The organism is Bradyrhizobium sp. UFLA05-108, assembly GCF_059803455.1.
Genome location: NZ_JBANAZ010000048.1, coordinates 16353 through 33310, shown reverse-complemented (window position 1 = coordinate 33310; position 16958 = coordinate 16353). Strand labels below are relative to the sequence as shown.

Genomic DNA, 16958 nt, shown 5'->3' with positions numbered 1-16958 from the left:
ATCCGTAACCGGTTCGTAAACGGGAAACTTGCCCAAGAGAGAAGGGCATTTGCTCGACAGCGCAAAGGCGCGAACTTTTTGATTTTGCAGTAGCGAATTCAGCAGCTTCTGTGCTGCCTGGCCGCGGGCACTGGACTCAGGTTCCCCTTGACGGCGCTGCAACTAAAGCGGAGGATTATCAATTAAGGATGGCAGACGGAGCACTGGCGCTTGCTCCAAAGACCGCCCTAATTTGAGGTAAACGTCGCTTCATCGTCATAGGGGGCCTCTGGCGGCACCCAACGCGATTTGAATCAAATCAGTGGCTGGGATCATGTCCGACACAATACACACGCTCAGCACGACCGGACTCACGCCGAAGAGGCAGATCCAGAGCTGGGTCGACGGGCTGACGAGTCTCTGCGGACATTTCGATGTCGATCCGCTGGAAGCGACCGCGCTCGAAGGCCGCATCGATTACACCACCGTATCGCGCCTGAAACTCTGCCAGATCGAGGTGAGCCAGCATCGCATCGCGCACACGCATGCGCGCGCCAAGGCCAATGAGCACCCCTACATCAAGATTCATTTCCAGACCTACGGCATCTCCTATTTCGAGCAGGAGGGCCGCCACATCGAGCTGATGCCCGGTGACATCATCGCATATGACGTGTCCTGTCCGCACTCGATCATCAGTCCCGCCTTCACGCGGCATGACGTGGTGATCGTGCCGAAGGCTCTGCTGCGCGATCGCGGCTTCCCGTCTCAGCGGATGCCGGCCTGCAAGCTGACCGCGCGCACCGGCACCGGGCGAATCGCCCACGATTTCGTCCACGCCACCTTCGACGAGGCCGCCAAGCTGTCGGCGAACAGTGCGGTCGGCGTTGCTGATTCGCTGATCGACCTCCTGTTGCTGCCGCTGCGCGAGGCCGACACGATGTTCGATCGGGTCGGGCCCGAGGCGATGTATGTGCGTGCCCAATTTTTCATCCGCGAGCATTTGCGTGATCCGGATTTGTGCATCGACCAGATTTCCGCCGAGCTCGGCTGCTCCAAGCGCTATCTGCACATGCTGTTCAGCGAGCGCGGCACGACGGTGAGCGACTACATCTGGCAGGCACGCCTTCAGAACTGCCGTCAGGAGCTCGAGGCCCACGCCGGCAAGACCATCACCGACGTCGCCTTCTCCTGGGGCTTCTCGAGTTCGTCACATTTCAGCCGCGTGTTCCGGAAGTACTTTGGCGTCGTGCCGTCGTCGATCCACAAGGCGCAGCAGAACGCCGTCGTCTCCGAAGAGCATTAGGCCTGGCCTCACGAGGAGGCTTGTGACGGTCCGCCGCCCTTCTGCGTGATGCGCCGCCAGACGATTTCCGTCAGACCCACCGCAATGAGACCGAACGCGCCGCCCGTGATCACGTTGACCACGCGCTCCTCGGCAATTCCGCTTGCCCCTCCCGCGAACGACGCCGCGAGGGCGATGAAGAAGCATCGCAAGCCAAAGCCCACGATATAGCGGGAGAATGCGATCAGCGTGAGCGTCGCGCCGAGAACGGCGAGCGCATAGCCGGCGCGACTCTCGGGCAGCGCGACGCCTGCGAGGAAGCCGAGCGGGACGCCGACCAACGCGCCGATGGCGCGCTGCTTCAGCTTTCCGGTGGAGGCCGCGAGATCGCCAACGACGACGCTTGCGGCCGACCACATCACCCATTGCCCCTGGGCCAGATGCAAAGCCTCGACCAGGGCAGCCGCGGCAAACACGGCCATCGCCGTTGCGGCCGCGGGCATAAACCATTCGGCCGCGGCAGGTCCGTAAGAGGACGGTGTGTGGACAGGGCGGCGCCACCGGTCATAGATCTGGATGCTGCAGACGAGCGCGAGTGCAATCGGGGACGATGCCACGATCACCTCGGCATGACGCAGGGCCTCGGGCGCACTTACCCCCTCGCGCACCTCGCAGGCGAGGTAGACCGCGGGGATGAAGACCCAGTTGCCCAAGGTCCGCAACGCGTTTCCGTAGCGTGTGACCGCCACGGCAAGGAAGCCGGCCAGCGCCGTCAGCGCCACGAACAGCGGCTTGATCGGGGCGGCGAGGAAGAGGGTGACGAAGGTGACGATGATCGCGAGGTAATGCAGCGCGATCGTTCGCGGAGCGAGGTGCAGTTTCAGCGCGGGAATGAGCAGGGACACCGCGACCAGTGCCAAATTCAGCAGCGCCGCCTCACGGAAGAGGAAATAGGCCGCAACGAGCGGGCCGACGACAACCAGCGCTCTGACGATATCGCTGGTCCTGATCTCCCGGAACAGGACGTCGCGCAGGCTTGCAGCGGGCGGGATGGTCGGCGAGCTCACGATGGCACCGGATCGTCAAAGGCGATGCATAGCACGGAAATGGCCGCGGTGACTTTGGCTTCGAACAGTCCGGGGCGCATGCGAGCGCCGTGCCGCACTCTCGCTGTCATCGCCCGGCTTGACCGATGGCCAACCTGTCGGCGATGTGTCCGAACAGGTGTCAGCCATGTCCCCGGACTAAACATCAAGCCGGGGCATGACAGCGGAGAACGAGGAGCTGCCGTTCTCAATGAAGAGTTCTCACCTCTGAATGATCTGCTTCCAGACGTCGCCGAGGATCGCGGGCTCGCGCGGTGGCAGGTAGGTGAGCCCGGCCTGCTTGCCGAACTCGGCTATCTTGCCTTCTGTCATGAGCTCGGTGAGCGCGTTGTTGACGGTGGTCATCAGGATGGGATCGCTGGCAAGTCCGACATAGCCGCGATTGGCGCCGATCGGATAGTAGTAGCCGGACGCGGTGATCGCGGTGTCGGGATGGGCGGCGCGGTAGGCGTCGAAACGGGCGAGATCGAGCAGCGTTGCATCAAAGTCGCCTCGGTCGAGCGCGCCGAGGAGATCGTCGCGGCCGGGTACGAGATGCGTGATGCCGTCGATCAGCCGTCCCTTGTCGAAGCTCATCAAAATGGCGTCGCCCAGCGATCCGCTTTCGATCGCGAGGCGGAGACCTGCGAGATCGCCGATATCACCGATCTTGCGATCGCGAGCCTTCGGACCGAGCACGAACGTCATCGGCGAATAGATGTAGGGCTGGCTCGGTGCGAGCGCGCCCAGCGTAACGCGGCGCCGACGGTCCTCGCGGGTGGCGCCGTCGAAATCCGGAAGCCTTGCAGTTTTCATACCGGGCACGACGAGGGAATCGCGGGTCAGTGCATAGCTGCCGACCAGCGCACAGCGCCCGTCCGACAGCAGCGCGTTGGCCTCGAGCTGCGGGCTCGAATCCTCGTCCAGCTTGCTTTCGAACCACTGGATCTGGAGTGGCCGGTCGAGCCGCCGTGCGATCGCCTGCGCCAGCGTCACGTCGAAGCCCGTGCCCGGCTTGCCGCGGTGATGCACGGACAGCGGTGGCCTGTCCTCGTCGAGGCATATTCGCAAGGGATCCGCCGCATTCGCGACCGTCGCGAGAGCCGCAAGCATCGCGGCAAGGCCGAAGGCCCGAAGCCGAATTCTCATGGCCGTCTCCGGCTCGAAATGTAGGCCCAGAGGTCGGTGATGTCGTCCTCGCTGAGGATGTCGCCCCACGGCGGCATCTTGTTGTTCTTGCCGTTCTTCACCGTGGTGACGAAACGCGTCTTGTCGTCAGGGAAGGCGCGCAGGTCCGGCGTGATGGTGCCGGAGTTCATCATGCCGGGACCGTGGCAATGCGAGCATTTTTCGGCGTAGGTCGCCTTGCCGTGGTCGACCTGCGCCTGCACGGGGTTGCCGTTCGGTTCATCCGCGCCGCGGGTGGTTGCTACGGACGCAGCCGCCAGCCCCGCGACGGCGGCGAATGTCGCCGCCGTCCTGATCAAAGTGTCTTTCCGCACGTCGACCCCGTGGTTATTGCTTGATTGCGAAAACCCACAGGGAGCCGCCGGGCGGCACCTTGGCGAGCCGCTCGTCGCCGGAGAACAGCGAGTAGACGCCGCCATAACCGCTCGCCACCGCGACATACTGCACGCCGTCCTGCTGCCAGGTCACCGGCTGTCCCTCGATGCCGGAGCCGGTCTGGAACTGCCAGAGCTTCTTGCCGGTGTCGGCGTCGAAGGCTTCGAACTCACCGGTCAACGCGCCCGAGAACACGACGCCGCCCGCGGTCGACAAGACACCCGAGAAGCGCGGGATGTCGCTCGCCGCTTCCCACTTCGACTTGCCGGTCAAGGGATCGATCGCCTTGAGATGGCCGCGCGGGCCGTCACCGAACTCCCAGGGATCGGTGAGGTCCATGCCGAGATACCATTCACCCTGCTTGAAGGTGACCGGCTCGGACTTGTACTTGCCGCCGAAGTTGAGCGTGTTGGCATAGGCAAGGCCGGTCTGCGGATTGAACGACATCGGCTCCCAGTTCTTGCCGCCGAGGATCGACGGATAGACCGTGACCTTCTTGCCCTCGCGCGCATCCTTCACAACATCGGTCTCGATCGGCCTGCCGGTCTTCATGTCGACGCCGGTGGCCCAGTTGACATTCACGTAAGGATTGGCCGCGAGCAGTTTGCCGTTGGTGCGGTCGAGCACGTAGAAGAAGCCGTTGCGGTTGGCGTCCATCAGCACCTTGGTCGGCTTGCCCTCGACGTTCATGTCGGCGAGCACCATTTCGGCGACCGCGTCATAGTCGAACGGATTGTTCGGCGAGAACTGGTAGTGCCACTTGATCTTGCCGGTCTTGGGATCCATCGCCAGCACCGAGCAGGTGTAGAGGTTGTCGCCCGGACGAACCGCCGAGTTGAACGGGCCCGGATTGCCGATGCCCCAATAGACCGTGTTCAGCTCCGGATCGTAGGAGCCGGTGATCCAGGTCGAGCCGCCGCCGAGTTTCCAGGTGTCGCCCTTCCAGGTGTCGCCGCCCGGCTCATCCGGCGAGGGGATCGAATGGGTACGCCAGAGGTGCTTGCCCGTCGCCGGATCCCAGCCGTCGATGAAGCCGCGGGTGCCGAACTCGGCGCCGGAGATGCCGGTGATGACGACGCCGTCGGCGACCAGCGGGGCCACAGTCATCGAGTAGCCTTCCTTGATGTCGGCGGCCTTCTCGCGCCACAGCTCCTTGCCGGTCTTGGCGTCGAGTGCGATCACGTTGGCGTCGAGCGTCGTGCGGAACACCTTGCCGTCGTACAAGGCCGCGCCACGATTGATGATGCCGCAGCAGACGATACGCGGTGTTTCCGCGGGGTACTCGACCTTGGTCTTCCAGATCTGCTTGCCGGTCTTGGCGTCGACCGCCATGGTGGCGTTGTGCGAGGTCACGTAGATCACGCCCTGGTAGACCAGCGGCTGCGATTCCTCGCTGCGATCGTCGTTGAAGCTGTAGTTCCAGACCGGGACGAGGTTCTTGATGGTGTCCTTGTTGATCTGATTCAGCGTCGAGAAACGCTGCAGATTGTAACCCATCCCGTAGTTGAGAACATTCGATGTGTCTGACGCGCCCTTGTTGAGTTGTTCTGTGGTCTGGGCATTCACACCCGTCGACGCAAGCATGACGAGGCTCGCGGCCATCGCAAAGCGTTTCATCCGTTCCTCCCAATGTGCGCGCCTTTTGACGCTGCGATCGCAACACTCTGATGGAACGCAAAATGCGTCAATACGAAAGTCGTAACCACGCTGATGAATTGTTGGACGCCAGTTACTCCTGGTAAACTGCTTGCCATTCCGCACTGCATACAAGAACGCGAGCGAGAAATTCCGCAGCACGAAGATTGCCGGCCATGCGTTGCCAGCTTTGCGTGTTCACCACGAGGCGCGTAGAGTTCGAACCATGGCCCGGCTGGCGACTTGTTTCGATTCCATGGGCGAGCCGGGACGCTCGAGCAGGGAGGGTTTCAATGATATCGCGTCGATCCATCGCATTCGCAGTTGCAGGCACGTTGCTCGGTGGTCCGGCCTGGTCGGCATCCCCAAACGCCATCAAGATGCTCGACACGGACAATGACGGCACGCTCGATCTCGCCGAGGTGAAGAAGGCCGCAACTGCGGTGTTCGCCAAGCTCGATCCCGATCATGACGGCACGCTCGACGCGCGCGAGCTGCGCGGACGGTTGACCGCCAAGGAGCTCGCAGCGGCCGATCCGGATCACGACGGAACGCTCACGCTGGACGAATATCTCGCCGTCGTGGAGCAGCGCTTCAACGCCGCCAACCCCGACAAGGATGGCACGCTCGACGCCAAGGAGCTGAAGTCGCCTGCGGGACGTGCTCTGCTACGGCTCCTCAAATGAGCGTCTGATTGCGGCTTCAGGCTTGCGTCTAGTTCGTCAGTGCGTTCGGGCAGGCGATCGGACGCAGCCTTGCGCCGCGCTTCTCGGGCGGCACATTGCAATCATCGATCCGCTGTTCATCCGTCCATTTCGGGCCGAGCCGCTCCTTGCCAGTGAGAGTTGCCTTGCTGGTCTGCGTTGTCATCGTGCCCGGTGGCGGCGCGGATCGCTCATCGCGACGCTCACCAGCAATCGCCCGATATGCAAGGCTCGCAACGAGCAGTGAAATCAGGAATCGTCCGCGGAACGTGGCCATGAATCCCTCCGAGATCCCTTTCATTGGTGCGACTACATCGCAATCAATTCTGTCCCGCCACCCGGAACCTGGGACGCGCCGACCTGTTTCTCCCGCGACATCCCGCATCGCGCCGGGGCAGCGCAGCGGGGAGGAGAGGAGATCGAGATGAACACCAAACGCCTGATTTTGACTGCATGCTCCATCGTGGCCCTGAGTGTCGGCAGCGCGATCGCGGGTCCCTGCAACACCGGCAACGCAACCACCGACAAGGACGCGGGCTCGGGTCCAGTGACCGTCGGCTCGGCGCAGCAGTCGCAAGGTTCTGCGAATGATACGAGTCAGCATCCGCCGACCAGCACGATGAATCGCGCCAGCGGTGAAACGGCTGCGTCGTCGGAAGATGCGCAGCGGCAGATGCAGAGCCAGCCGACTGCGGCACAGCGCGCGGAAGGCGCAAAGGCCAATCCGCAAACAGCCGACAAGGGTTGTTGAGGACGTGCTGACATCGGCCGATATCGCTGTCGGGAAAATCTCCCGGCGCATCGGATTCGGGAAGGCCTCCCGATGCATCGCACAAGGCTGCCTGCGCGTTTGCCCAAAAGTGAAGGCGTTTTGCCCGAGAGAGAACTAGGTTTGCGAAGAATCGAACAAGTGATGTTCAGCGCGCGATTACAGGCTTGCGTGATCGGCGATGCAGCCCTAGGTTTTGCCTCGCGCGATGTCGCGCTCAATACCTTGGGAGACCCCGAATGGCTTGGAAAGCTCCGAAGATCGTGGAAGTGTCGGTCGGCATGGAAATCAACATGTACGCCTGCGCTTCGCGCAAGTAAGACCATCCTGACGACCTGCCGCGGCTTCAACGGTCAACACCGTTGAAGCCGTGGCAGTGTCAGCAAGCCCGAATGTTTCGACCCATGTCGAATTGATCACTCTCCTCCCTGAAGTCGTCACTCTCCTCTGAAGTCTCTTGTCTGAAGTCTCTTGGCCTGAAGCCACACCCGGGCCGGCTTTGACGATCACGCTCCAAAATCTCGACTCAACCGCCGCCGCAGTGTGTTACGCTGCCGCTTGGTCAGCGCTGTTGCCGCTTTTGGAGCGGCGCGCGCTTGCAGGAGCGGGGATGCGGCGAATTGCACACGGGGTTTTGGTTGTCGTCGCATGCGTTATCGCGCTCGCGCCGCTCTGCACGCACGCCGAGGAGGGTTTTGATACCGAGCACATCTTCGGCTTCATGATCGGATCGGATGTCGGCAATCCCGGCGAGCGCGAATTCCAGAGCCAGACCACGGGGCGGTTCGGCAAAGGCGGCGGGACGTACCGCGCGGTCGGTCAGGAGGTCGAGATCGAGCTGGTGCCGCTGCCGAACTTCCGCGTCGAGATTGGCAGCAGCGTCGCATTGCACGACATCACCGGGGTCCCCGATATCGACGATCGCCGTCAGCTCAATTTTCAGGGATTTTCGCTCGACCTGCGCTATCGCCTGCTCGATCGCGAGAACGCGCCATTCGGGATGACCATCGCCGCGGAAAGCCATGGCGAGCGCATCGATGAAATGACGGGCGCGAAGGCGCGCAGCTACGGCACCGACTTCACCCTCGCATTCGACCGCGAGATCATTCCCAATTTCGCGATCGGCGCGCTCAACCTGATCTATCAGCCGGAATGGACGCGGTTCGAGATTCCCGACATATCCGACAAGAGCTCCACCATCGGTGCGGCGTTCGCCGGCATGGTGCGTGTGCATCCGAACATCCTGCTCGGCGGCGAGTTGCGTTACTTCCGGCAGTATGAGGGCATCGGGCTCGGCGACCTCGCCGGCCAGGCGCTGTTCGTCGGCCCAACCGCCTATTTTCAGCTTTCGGAGCGCTCGCGCCTGACGGCGAGTTGGAGCGCGCAGGTGTGGGGACGTCCCGCGGGGACGGGCGCCAATCTCGACCTCGTCAATTTCGAGCGCCACCAGGCGCGATTGGTGTTCGGTGTCAACTTCTAGACTTGGATCGAAGCACGTCCACATGGGAGGTGCGCCTCTCCCCCATGCAAGGGAGAAGGAGCGAGGGAGGGTTCCGCGCTGCATTCTCACGCCGGTTTGAAACTTCCGGCTGCGTCGGACGTAGCCCTTATGCTATCTCTTGGCGACTATGAGGGCTTTCAGACATGAATCCGATTGATCTGATTGTGACTGTCTGTGCGGTGCTCTCGCCGGCCACCTGCGAGGAGCAGCATCTGGTGTTCGCCTATGGCGGGTCGCCAGCGCAATGTGCGATGGCGGCGCCGCCCTATATCGCGCAATGGGTCGGCGAGCACCCGAAGTGGCAGGCCGTGCGATGGCGCTGCGAGTATCCGCACAGCAACGACAAGGCGGATGCGGGCGGAGCAAAGCCCTTTGCCTGAGCTGCCACGCTATTTGGTGCAGTCCTTCAGGTCCTTGTCGGCGATCGAGAACACCGCGTCCGCCCTGATCTCGATATCGCGCACGACGCAACTCCGCGAATTGGGATAGCTGACCTTGGCATCGTAGCGACCGGGCTCGACGCCGGTGATGCGGAGCCGCTCGTCGTGGTCGACCTCCTTGTCCTTGTCGTTCAAGGTCTGGTTCGGCCCCCATTCGGTCTTGCCGGCCGGCGAGAGCTGGAAGCCCGAGATGGTCTCCGAGGTCAGATTCCAGAGCCGGATGCCTTTGCCCTTACCCTGCGCGGCGGCCTCGCCGGCATATGCCACCACCACGATCAAAGCCAGACACCAACGCATCATCAGCCGCTCCTCCCGGTTGCCGTCATTCTCTGATGACGCGCTCGACGTTCCTTGCCTTGTCGAAATTCTTCGCACGGTCAAGCCCGATCGGTGCGATCAGCCTGGTCGAGACGAGATCGGCGCCCTCGAAATCCGTGCCGATGACGGTTGCGCCGCTGAGATCCGCGCCGCCGAGCTGGGCGCCTTTGAGCGAAGCGCCGGTGAGGTCGGCGCCCTTGAGTACGGCGAATTCGAGATCGGCGCGCGAGAGGTCGGCGTTGCGTGCGTTCAGCCCCGAAAGCTTCGCGGAGCGCAGCACGGTCCGCATCAGCCCCATCGACTGGTTGCGCATATCGGCGCCGAGCTGCGCGTCCGCGATGGACGCACCAATCAGGCTTGCACCGGAAAGGTCGGCGGCGATGCGTGCCCCGGTCAGATCGGTGCCATCGAGACGGGCGCGCGCCATCTGGGAGGCGAACAGATTGGCGCCCTTCAGGCTTGCTCCGGTGAGGTCGGCCTCCAGCAGCCAGGCCTGGTCGAGAATGGCGCGATCGAGCCGTGTGCCGACGAGTTTCGCCTTGTTGAGCCGAGCCGCGCGGAAGATGGCGCCGGAGAGGTCAAGCCCCGAGAGATCGAGGCCCGACAGCCGCTTGCCGGTGAAATCGGCCGGCGCGGTTGCGCTCGCCTTGGCCAGCACGGCTTCGACCTCCGGCCGGCTCATCTCGGCCGAGACCATCGCGGGCGAGGTGAGGTCGACGTCGCGCATCATGTCCTGCGCGGTTGCCGCAGGCGCGAGGAGCGCGAGGCCGAACGTCGTCAGGACAATCGTTGCCTTCATCATCAGGCTCCGCTTCACGCCTGTCTAGCACGCGGGCGGTGCGGCCGCCTATGAGGCATCGCGCCCGGCGCGCTCACCCTGCGTTCGCCGCGCGAGGCCGGCCTTGATCGCGGCGATCTCGGCCTCGCCCCGCGCGCCACGGGGGATTCCGATGGGCACCTCGGCCAGCATCCGCGCAGGCCGCGGCGAGAGGAAGAACAGGCGGTCGCCGAGGCGCACCGCATCGTCCAGGCTGTGCGTGACCAGGAGCGTCATCACCGGCCGGCTTGCGACCAGCGTGGCGATCTCCTCGCGCAAGCGGTGGGCCAGCGCGTCGTCGAGCGAGGCCAGGGGTTCGTCGAGCACCAGCAGGTCGGGCTCGACGGCGAAAGCGCGGGCGAGCGCGACGCGACGCGCAAGCCCGAGCGACAATTCGCCGGGATAGTGGCTGCGATGGGCTTCCAGCTCAAGGATCTTGAACAGTTCGGAAAGCTTGACGTCGTCGACCTCGGGCGCCGCCAGCCGCACGTTCTGCTCGACCGAGCGCCACGGCAACAACCGCGGCTCCTGGAACACCATGCCGATGCGCGCGTTCGGCGGGCGCCGGATGTCGCCCTGGAAATCGCGGTCGAGACCCAGGATGATGCGCAGCATCGTGCTCTTGCCGCAGCCGGACGGGCCGACGAGGACGCCGACCTCGCCGGCACCGAGCGAGAACTTGACCGGCGCGAGCACCTCGTGCGTGCCGCCCGCCACGCTCGTGAAGGTCTTGCCTAAAATGTCGACTTCAAGCCGCACGGGGCCGCCACCGGGTTGAGCGGATTTCAAACGGCTGCACCAGCAGGGTTTCGATGACGAGCACGACGGCCGCAAAGCTCAGCGAATAGGCGAGCAGGCGCGGGGTGTCGAAAAGCTGGAAGGCGACGCCGATCTCGAAGCCGACGCCATTCGGCCGTCCCAGGAGTTCGGCGACCAGCACGATCTTCCAGACCAGCGACAGGCCGGAGCGCGCGGCAGCGGCGACAAAGGGCGCAAGCTGCGGCAGCACGACATGACGAAAGGTGCGCCAGCGCGACATCGCAAACACCGTCGCCATCTCGTCGAGCGAGCGGTCGAGCGCCCGCGTCCCCTCGCGCAGGGTGACGACCGCGGTCGGCAGCTTGTTGATGGCGATCGCCGCGATCGCGGCGGCTTCGGTAAGGCCAGCCCAGATATAGGCCAGCACGATCACGACCAGCGCGGGCAGGTTGAGCAGCAGGATCAGCCAGGGATCGCCGAGCCGGTCGGCGAGCCTGTTGCGGCCCATGAGATAACCGATTGCGCTGCCGAGCGACATCGCCAGCACGAAGGCCAGCGTGACGCGCGCCAGCGTCGCGCCGAGATGCAGGAACAGGGCGCCAGAGCTCGCTTCCGCGATCATCACGTTGAGCACTGCAGGCGGCGAGGGTAGCTTTGCGCCGCCGACGAACAGCGCAGCGATCCACCAGATCGCGAGGAATAGGGCAAACGAGACGAGACGCAGCAACGTCAGTCTCCGCCTGGTGCATGATAGAAGGTCCCGGGATCGAGCTCCGGTGCCGGCCCGACCAGCTCGCGGCCGCCGACCTCGGCTAGCACGCGATAGAGCACGCGCGCATCGGCCTCTTCGTCATCGATGCTCCGGTGTGGGATGCCGTCGCGATAACGGCTGCGATAGGCCTGGAGCAGGACGGGATCGCTGGTGCCGGTCAGCGGCGCGACCTTCTCCCATGCCGCATCCGAGGTCGTCAGCAGCTCCTTGGCCTTGCGCGTCATCGCGATGAAGCGCGCCAACAGGTCGCGATGGCTCGCGGCCCAGCCTTCGTCGAAGACGTAACCGACTGCGGCGACCGGTCCCTTGGCGCCAAGCTTCGGCAAGATCTCCTCGATGCCGGCGAGGCGACGAAAGCCCTTGGCCTCGAGCTGGGCGCAGAAATTCCAGAAATTGAGACTCGCATCCATCTCGTCGTCGAGCGCCTTGGCGGCGAGCAGCGGCGGCGCGCCATAGACGATGCTCGCGTCCGATTTGAGATCGATGCCGTCCTGCTTCATCCGCGCCTGTAGCAGCAGCCAGCTTTTGTCGATGGCGCCGCCGGCGACGCCGAGCTTGCGGCCCTTCAGATCCGCAAGCGTCTTGATCGGCGAGGTGGCCGGCACCATCACCGCGCCGAGCGCGCTCGAATAGGGATAGAAGGTGAGCTTGGCGCCGAGCGCGCGCTCACGTGATACCCATAGCCAGTCCGACAGCATGATGTCGGCATTGCCGGCGCGCATCGCGATCTTGCCGGCCTCGGTGCTCGCAAGCTCGGTAACCTCGAGCGAGAGATTGGCGGCCTTGTCGAGGCCCTGGTCGCGGATCGCAGACAGTTCCCAGGAGAATGTCCCGGTTTTCTGCACCGCGAGGCGGATTGTGTCCGCAGCATGGCTGGTTCCGCCTTGCGTCAGCGCGAGAGCAATCGATACGGCCAATGTTCGAACCAGGCGTCCCATCACTTCCAGGCCATTTCCTTAAGACGTGTGCTTTTCAGAACAATAGGCATAGCATAGTTTCCATCGCAACCACGGGAGGACGGAGATGATCTCAGCACGACAGCTACGACCGATTGTCGCCGCTCTGGCCGTGCTAGCCGCCACCGCGATGGCCGCGCGGGCCGAAGAGGCCAATGATTATCCGACCGCGGCGCGTGCCGAATACGTCTATGGTTGTATGAAGGCCAATGGTGAGACCCGGCAGGCGATCGAACAATGCTCCTGCTCGATCGACGTCGTCGCCTCGATCGTGCCCTATGAACGATATGTCACCGCCGAAACCGCGCTCAGCATGTCGCAGGTACGTGGAAACCTCGGCACTCAGTTTCGCACCTCCGAGCAGGCGACATCAGCCGTCAACGATTTGAGGCGCGCCCAGGCCGAAGCCGAGGTGAGGTGTTTTTAGTTCTAGAGCAGATGCGTACCGTAGTCGTCATGCCCGGGCTTGTCCCGGGCATTCACGTTCTCTGTGCCGTGAGGTAAGGCGTGGATGGCCGGGACAAGCCCGGCCATGACGAGAGGCGGGTTCGGCGTCCCGTAATGGGCCAATCACATCCCCGGCTTCTCGACATCCCATTCGTTCCGGAACACGTGCCCGTCCGTATCCGTCGCCTCTGCGCGAAAATGCTTTGCGCCGTTGGAGACGTAGGTGAAGCGGATGTTGGGATCTTCCGAGATCGAGATGCCGCCTTCCACCGCCAGCACGAGGCTGTCGTCCTGCCAGAGCCCGAGCTGGTTGACGAAGAAGGCGGGAATGTAGAGTTGCGTGACCTGATCCATCTGCAAGCCGGAATTGTTGGGATGGCCGATCATGATCTGTGCCTCGCGGATCCGGCTGGCGGGCGCTTCGTCCGCTCGCGCGAATTGCCGGTAGCGCATCTGGCCGAGCCGGTTTTTGGCTTCCTCGGCGTTCTTCGCCGCCGGTGCGGAGCAGCCGCCGGACGCTTTCACATAGGTCTTGCTCACGTAGAGCTGCCCGTCGCTGAGCTCGGCGACCGCATGGACGTCGGTATAGTTGTTGACGCGCACGCGCGTTGAGATCTCCGACACGTTGGCATCTGGCCCGAGCTCGAACTTCGCGGCCATCGGTGCCGGGTTGCGGTCGATCACCAGCGTGATCGCGCGGATGCGCCTGTTGTCGCCGGGCGAAAGCTTTGCGCGCAGCGTGACCGGCACGATGGCCGCATCTTCCGCCCGATATGGCATCTCGATGCCGATGACGTCATTGCCGTCGTTCATCGGACGGTTGTTGAAGATGTCCTGCACGAGACCCGGCCAGGGATCATAAGCCTCTTCCGTGCGCGCAGGCGGTGCCGCGAGGGCCATGCCGAGCAGTGCGGCCGCAAAGGTCAGGCAAAGCGAATGTTTGATCATGCGCGCGGCTCTCGCGGTGACGAAGCAGGGCGGCAGCGTAGCGCTCCTGCTACTCCCATTCAATTTCCGAAAATGCTGCGGTTGCGTTGCGGGCATTGTAGTCGTCGAACAATTGCCAGCGCCCACGCTCGCTTGCGCCCGCCTTGTCCGCAGCCGCCCTGATCGACTCGCCCTTTTGGTTGAGCGAGCGGACGTCGGCGAGCAGGGTTTCGAGATAACGACGCTCGTCGGCGAGCGCTGCGGGCCAGTCGCTCACGGGACCGTGACCGGGAACGACGCGCTGCGCGGGCAGGTTTTCGACCTGCCCAAGCACCGCGAGCCACCCGCGGATGCTGCCGTCCATCACGGGAACATGGCGCAGGAAGACGAGATCGCCGGCAAACAGCGTTTTGCTCGCCTCGTCCAACACCGTCAGGTCGTTGTCGCTGTGCGCAGCCGGCCACGCCTTCAGGATGAGACTGCGCGACCCCAGATCGAGCCGCAGCGTATCGGTGACGAGCAGCGTCGGCGGCACGATTTTGACGGGATCGATCAGCTCGCTGCCCATGGTCCGGCGGAAACTGTCCAGATAAAACGGCCCGCGTGTTGCAAGCGCCTGCGGGAGTTTCGCATGGCCGACGAAGATCGTGCCGTCGCGCGCGAAGGCCATGTTGCCGAAGACGTGGTCGGGATGGCCGTGGGTGTTGATGACGTAGCGGATTGGCTTGTCGGTCTGCGCCCGCACGGCGGCGAGGAGTGCTTCGCCCTCGCGGACGCTGCCGCCGGTGTCGATCACCGCGACCGCGTCCTTGCCGATGATGAAGCCGACATTGGCGATGGCGCCCTCGTTCTCGGAATTCATCAGGGCAATTGACCCGGCGTGCACGAAAATTCCGGGGGCGACTTCGCTCACAGGCAATTCAGGTGGGGTTGCGCGTGCTAGCGTCGACAGCCCCAACAGGGCTAGCACCGCGATCAGCCGAGCGACATGCGCCATCTTTACGCCTCAGTTCCGAACATCGCGCGGCATTGCACTGCAACAAGTCGAGTCATCAAGCGAAGTCATCCAGAAACTTCGCCAACCATGGCGCGTAAAGTGATCCATGGATAGCATTCAATCAAGAAACCAGGAGGAAGCGCGATGACGGAGGCCGGACGACATCGTCGCTGGTTGTTTTCGCTGTTGGCGATTGCTGCACTATCTGTCGCTGGTGGCGTCGCGCGTGCGCAGACCACTGACAGCGGCGATCTCTCGTTCGAATTGGTCGATCCCAAAGTGCTGCGCGTCTGCGCCGATCCGCGCAACCTGCCATTTTCAAATGAGAAAGGCGAAGGTTTCGAGAACAAGCTCGCGGAATTCTTCGCCGAGAAACTCCAGAAGAAGCTCGACTACGTCTTCTTCCCGCAGGCGACGGGTTTCGTGCGCATGACGCTGGGCGCGCATCGTTGCGACGTCATCATGGGCTTTCCGCAAGGTGACGATCTCGTCCAGGGCACCAATCCCTATTACCGCACCTCCTATGCGCTCGTCGCCAAGCCTGGCAGCGGGCTCGAGGACGTCGATACGCTCGAGGACGAGCGGCTGAAGGGCAAGCATATCGGCATCATCGCGGGCACCCCGCCGGCGACCAACATGGCGATCGCGGGCCTGATGGCGAACGCAAAGCCCTATCCGTTGATGATTGACACGCGCTTCGACAATTCGGCGCAGGCGATGGTTGACGATCTCACTGCCGGCACGATCGACGCCGGCGTGTTGTGGGGCCCGATGGCCGGCTTCTACGCCAAGAAGGCCGCGCAGCCGCTCCACGTCACCCCACTGGTGAAGGAAACCACCGGGCCGAAGCTCGTCTATCGCATCGGCATGGGCGTGCGTCCCCCCGACCAGAACTGGAAGCGGCAGCTCAACCGGCTAATCCAGGAGAATCAGGCCGAGATCAACAAGATCCTGGTCGATTTCGGCGTGCCTCTGCTTGATGAGAGCGATCGCCCGCTCGGTGCGGAGACCGCCAAGAAATCGCAATGACGAAATCGCAATGACGAAATCGCCGTGACGAAATCGACATGAGCATATCGCCATGAGGCGGCATCTTGCCGCTGCGCTCGTTGTCGCAACGCTTCTGGCGCCGGCGCTCGCGCAGCAGCAGGAGCCGTTCGAGCCGGAGGGCTATCGCACCGATAACTACCGCGCGCCGGTGCCGGCGACGCTTGCCGGCGCGCGCGTGCTGACGACGGCGGAGGCGGAGGCGATCTGGCATGAGAAGAGCGGCGCCTTCATCGACGTGATGCCGCGTCCGCCGAAGCCCAATCTTCCCGCGGGGACGGTCTGGCGCGATACGCCGCGCTTTGACATCCCTGGCAGCATCTGGCTGCCGGACACCGGCTACGGCGCGCTGCCGCCCGCGATGGACGACTATTTCCGCCGTGGCCTCGAACGCGCCTCGCACGGCAGCAAATCGGCGCTGCTGGTGATCTACTGCCTCGCCGACTGCTGGATGTCGTGGAACGCGGCCAAGCGCGCGCTCGCCTTTGGCTACGCCAACGTTGCCTGGTATCCCGAGGGCACCGACGGCTGGGAACGCGCCAGGCTCATGACATCAGAAGCGCAGCCGGAGCCGCGGCCGGACGAGGGCAAATAGCCGGCGCGCGAGGCGCCGCTACTTCGCCTTTTGCAGCTTGGTGATGGTTTTGGAGCCGTTGGCGTCGGTGGAGAAGCTCACGCGATCACCGGCATGGACGCTCTCGAGCATGCCTGCATCCTTGGCCTTGAACTCTTGCACCGGGCCAGTCGCACCGCCATTGGCGCCGACCGTGCCGCCCTGCACCTCCTGGATCGAAATAGTGCTGTTGAGCCGGTCGATCTTGGTGATCATTCCGTTCATGTTGTCTTCGGCGACGGCCGCCGACGCGAGCATGCCGATGGCCGCAGCGCTGGCGAGAAGGAGTTTTGCTGTTCCCATCGAGGCCTCCCGACGTCTAGAATCCACTTCGACAAGAGATCTTA

22 protein-coding genes are annotated in these 16958 nt (G+C 63.6%); 9 read left to right on the top strand and 13 right to left on the bottom strand.

Translation table 11 applies throughout. The features are described 5' to 3' along the window. Positions 1-313 precede the first annotated feature (313 nt). Positions 314-1282 (top strand): helix-turn-helix domain-containing protein, encoded by a 969-nt coding sequence (locus tag SO140_RS29835; RefSeq protein WP_449383485.1) that lies wholly within the window; start codon positions 314-316, stop codon positions 1280-1282. 8 nt (positions 1283-1290) lie between these two features. Here the strand turns inward: SO140_RS29835 and SO140_RS29830 are convergent, their stop codons facing one another. The 4 genes from SO140_RS29830 to SO140_RS29815 all read right to left on the bottom strand — a co-directional run bounded on the left by SO140_RS29830 (position 1291) and on the right by SO140_RS29815 (position 5526). Then, positions 1291-2328 (bottom strand): FUSC family protein, encoded by a 1038-nt coding sequence (locus SO140_RS29830; RefSeq protein ID WP_474798259.1) that lies wholly within the window; start codon positions 2326-2328, stop codon positions 1291-1293. Positions 2329-2568: 240 nt separating this feature from the next. Beyond that, complete coding sequence (locus tag SO140_RS29825; RefSeq protein WP_449383460.1) at positions 2569-3495, bottom strand: substrate-binding periplasmic protein; 927 nt, start codon at positions 3493-3495, stop codon at positions 2569-2571. Continuing rightward, positions 3492-3848, bottom strand: a complete 357-nt coding sequence (locus SO140_RS29820) for a c-type cytochrome (protein WP_449383459.1) — start codon at positions 3846-3848, stop codon at positions 3492-3494. Before SO140_RS29820 ends, SO140_RS29825 begins: the two co-directional genes overlap by 4 nt. Positions 3849-3861: 13 nt before the next feature. After that, complete coding sequence (locus tag SO140_RS29815) at positions 3862-5526, bottom strand: methanol/ethanol family PQQ-dependent dehydrogenase (RefSeq protein ID WP_474798262.1); 1665 nt, start codon at positions 5524-5526, stop codon at positions 3862-3864. A 311-nt stretch (positions 5527-5837) separates the two neighbouring features. On the opposite strand from SO140_RS29815, the gene lanM reads away from it, so the two are divergent. Beyond that, positions 5838-6230, top strand: coding sequence for a lanmodulin LanM (gene lanM / locus SO140_RS29810; RefSeq protein ID WP_449383458.1), 393 nt, complete (start codon positions 5838-5840; stop codon positions 6228-6230). 28 nt (positions 6231-6258) lie between these two features. On the opposite strand, the gene SO140_RS29805 is transcribed toward lanM, so the two are convergent. Next, complete coding sequence (locus SO140_RS29805; RefSeq protein WP_449383457.1) at positions 6259-6525, bottom strand: hypothetical protein; 267 nt, start codon at positions 6523-6525, stop codon at positions 6259-6261. Between the two features lie 147 nt (positions 6526-6672). On the opposite strand from SO140_RS29805, the gene SO140_RS29800 reads away from it, so the two are divergent. From SO140_RS29800 to SO140_RS29785, 4 genes are all read left to right on the top strand, one after another. Beyond that, entirely contained in the window at positions 6673-6999 is a 327-nt protein-coding gene (locus SO140_RS29800) for a hypothetical protein (protein WP_449383456.1), read from the top strand. A gap of 257 nt (positions 7000-7256) precedes the next feature. After that, positions 7257-7337, top strand: coding sequence for a pyrroloquinoline quinone precursor peptide PqqA (gene pqqA / locus SO140_RS29795; RefSeq protein WP_035663753.1), 81 nt, complete (start codon positions 7257-7259; stop codon positions 7335-7337). A 290-nt stretch (positions 7338-7627) separates the two neighbouring features. Further along, complete coding sequence (locus SO140_RS29790) at positions 7628-8497, top strand: DUF6662 family protein (protein ID WP_449383455.1); 870 nt, start codon at positions 7628-7630, stop codon at positions 8495-8497. Positions 8498-8661: 164 nt separating this feature from the next. Next, the gene (locus SO140_RS29785; protein ID WP_449383454.1) at positions 8662-8898 is read left to right on the top strand and encodes a hypothetical protein; all 237 of its coding nucleotides are present in this window, start codon (positions 8662-8664) and stop codon (positions 8896-8898) included. Positions 8899-8907: 9 nt separating this feature from the next. Here the strand turns inward: SO140_RS29785 and SO140_RS29780 are convergent, their stop codons facing one another. Genes SO140_RS29780 through SO140_RS29760 form a run of 5 tightly spaced genes read right to left on the bottom strand, consistent with a single transcriptional unit; the run spans position 8908 to position 12562 of the window. Continuing rightward, positions 8908-9255: a hypothetical protein gene (locus SO140_RS29780; RefSeq protein ID WP_449383461.1), complete on the bottom strand. Its 348-nt coding sequence runs from the start codon at positions 9253-9255 to the stop codon at positions 8908-8910. A 25-nt stretch (positions 9256-9280) separates the two neighbouring features. After that, positions 9281-10078, bottom strand: coding sequence for a pentapeptide repeat-containing protein (locus SO140_RS29775; protein ID WP_449383453.1), 798 nt, complete (start codon positions 10076-10078; stop codon positions 9281-9283). Positions 10079-10123: 45 nt separating this feature from the next. Beyond that, positions 10124-10852 carry an ABC transporter ATP-binding protein gene (locus SO140_RS29770; RefSeq protein ID WP_474798266.1) on the bottom strand — a complete coding sequence of 243 codons (729 nt, stop codon included), beginning with the start codon at positions 10850-10852 and terminating at the stop codon, positions 10124-10126. Further along, positions 10842-11579 (bottom strand): ABC transporter permease, encoded by a 738-nt coding sequence (locus SO140_RS29765; protein WP_449383451.1) that lies wholly within the window; start codon positions 11577-11579, stop codon positions 10842-10844. The genes SO140_RS29770 and SO140_RS29765 overlap by 11 nt, the downstream gene beginning before the upstream one ends. 2 nt (positions 11580-11581) lie before the next feature. Continuing rightward, entirely contained in the window at positions 11582-12562 is a 981-nt protein-coding gene (locus SO140_RS29760) for an ABC transporter substrate-binding protein (RefSeq protein ID WP_474798295.1), read from the bottom strand. Between the two features lie 85 nt (positions 12563-12647). Between SO140_RS29760 and SO140_RS29755 the strand changes: the two genes are divergently transcribed. After that, complete coding sequence (locus SO140_RS29755) at positions 12648-13007, top strand: hypothetical protein (RefSeq protein ID WP_254104406.1); 360 nt, start codon at positions 12648-12650, stop codon at positions 13005-13007. A 143-nt stretch (positions 13008-13150) separates the two neighbouring features. Here SO140_RS29755 and SO140_RS29750 read toward each other — a convergent pair whose 3' ends face one another. Together SO140_RS29750 and SO140_RS29745 are read right to left on the bottom strand one after the other, a co-directional pair. Next, positions 13151-13975, bottom strand: a complete 825-nt coding sequence (locus SO140_RS29750; protein WP_449383449.1) for a quinoprotein dehydrogenase-associated SoxYZ-like carrier — start codon at positions 13973-13975, stop codon at positions 13151-13153. Positions 13976-14024: 49 nt separating this feature from the next. After that, on the bottom strand, positions 14025-14951 hold the full coding sequence (locus SO140_RS29745) for a quinoprotein relay system zinc metallohydrolase 2 (protein WP_474798269.1): 927 nt from the start codon (positions 14949-14951) through the stop codon (positions 14025-14027). A 144-nt stretch (positions 14952-15095) separates the two neighbouring features. Here SO140_RS29745 and SO140_RS29740 point away from each other — a divergent pair, with 144 nt between their 5' ends. Both SO140_RS29740 and SO140_RS29735 read left to right on the top strand, forming a co-directional pair. Next, entirely contained in the window at positions 15096-15980 is an 885-nt protein-coding gene (locus SO140_RS29740) for a substrate-binding domain-containing protein (protein ID WP_449383447.1), read from the top strand. A 52-nt stretch (positions 15981-16032) separates the two neighbouring features. Next, positions 16033-16593 (top strand): PQQ-dependent catabolism-associated CXXCW motif protein, encoded by a 561-nt coding sequence (locus SO140_RS29735; protein ID WP_474798271.1) that lies wholly within the window; start codon positions 16033-16035, stop codon positions 16591-16593. 18 nt (positions 16594-16611) lie between these two features. On the opposite strand, the gene SO140_RS29730 is transcribed toward SO140_RS29735, so the two are convergent. Then, positions 16612-16914, bottom strand: coding sequence for a copper-binding protein (locus tag SO140_RS29730; RefSeq protein ID WP_449383445.1), 303 nt, complete (start codon positions 16912-16914; stop codon positions 16612-16614). Positions 16915-16958 lie beyond the last annotated feature (44 nt).

Coding starts and splice junctions, on each gene's coding strand:
- SO140_RS29805 (WP_449383457.1), bottom strand. CDS start 6,525: ATGGCCACGTTCCGCGGACGATTCCTGATTTCACTGCTCGTTGCGAGC.
- SO140_RS29735 (WP_474798271.1), top strand. CDS start 16,033: ATGAGGCGGCATCTTGCCGCTGCGCTCGTTGTCGCAACGCTTCTGGCG.
- SO140_RS29730 (WP_449383445.1), bottom strand. CDS start 16,914: ATGGGAACAGCAAAACTCCTTCTCGCCAGCGCTGCGGCCATCGGCATG.
- SO140_RS29800 (WP_449383456.1), top strand. CDS start 6,673: ATGAACACCAAACGCCTGATTTTGACTGCATGCTCCATCGTGGCCCTG.
- SO140_RS29780 (WP_449383461.1), bottom strand. CDS start 9,255: ATGCGTTGGTGTCTGGCTTTGATCGTGGTGGTGGCATATGCCGGCGAG.
- SO140_RS29785 (WP_449383454.1), top strand. CDS start 8,662: ATGAATCCGATTGATCTGATTGTGACTGTCTGTGCGGTGCTCTCGCCG.
- pqqA (WP_035663753.1), top strand. CDS start 7,257: ATGGCTTGGAAAGCTCCGAAGATCGTGGAAGTGTCGGTCGGCATGGAA.
- SO140_RS29740 (WP_449383447.1), top strand. CDS start 15,096: ATGACGGAGGCCGGACGACATCGTCGCTGGTTGTTTTCGCTGTTGGCG.
- SO140_RS29745 (WP_474798269.1), bottom strand. CDS start 14,951: ATGGCGCATGTCGCTCGGCTGATCGCGGTGCTAGCCCTGTTGGGGCTG.
- SO140_RS29825 (WP_449383460.1), bottom strand. CDS start 3,495: ATGAGAATTCGGCTTCGGGCCTTCGGCCTTGCCGCGATGCTTGCGGCT.
- SO140_RS29760 (WP_474798295.1), bottom strand. CDS start 12,562: ATGGGACGCCTGGTTCGAACATTGGCCGTATCGATTGCTCTCGCGCTG.
- SO140_RS29775 (WP_449383453.1), bottom strand. CDS start 10,078: ATGATGAAGGCAACGATTGTCCTGACGACGTTCGGCCTCGCGCTCCTC.
- SO140_RS29835 (WP_449383485.1), top strand. CDS start 314: ATGTCCGACACAATACACACGCTCAGCACGACCGGACTCACGCCGAAG.
- SO140_RS29750 (WP_449383449.1), bottom strand. CDS start 13,975: ATGATCAAACATTCGCTTTGCCTGACCTTTGCGGCCGCACTGCTCGGC.
- SO140_RS29815 (WP_474798262.1), bottom strand. CDS start 5,526: ATGAAACGCTTTGCGATGGCCGCGAGCCTCGTCATGCTTGCGTCGACG.
- SO140_RS29755 (WP_254104406.1), top strand. CDS start 12,648: ATGATCTCAGCACGACAGCTACGACCGATTGTCGCCGCTCTGGCCGTG.
- lanM (WP_449383458.1), top strand. CDS start 5,838: ATGATATCGCGTCGATCCATCGCATTCGCAGTTGCAGGCACGTTGCTC.
- SO140_RS29790 (WP_449383455.1), top strand. CDS start 7,628: ATGCGGCGAATTGCACACGGGGTTTTGGTTGTCGTCGCATGCGTTATC.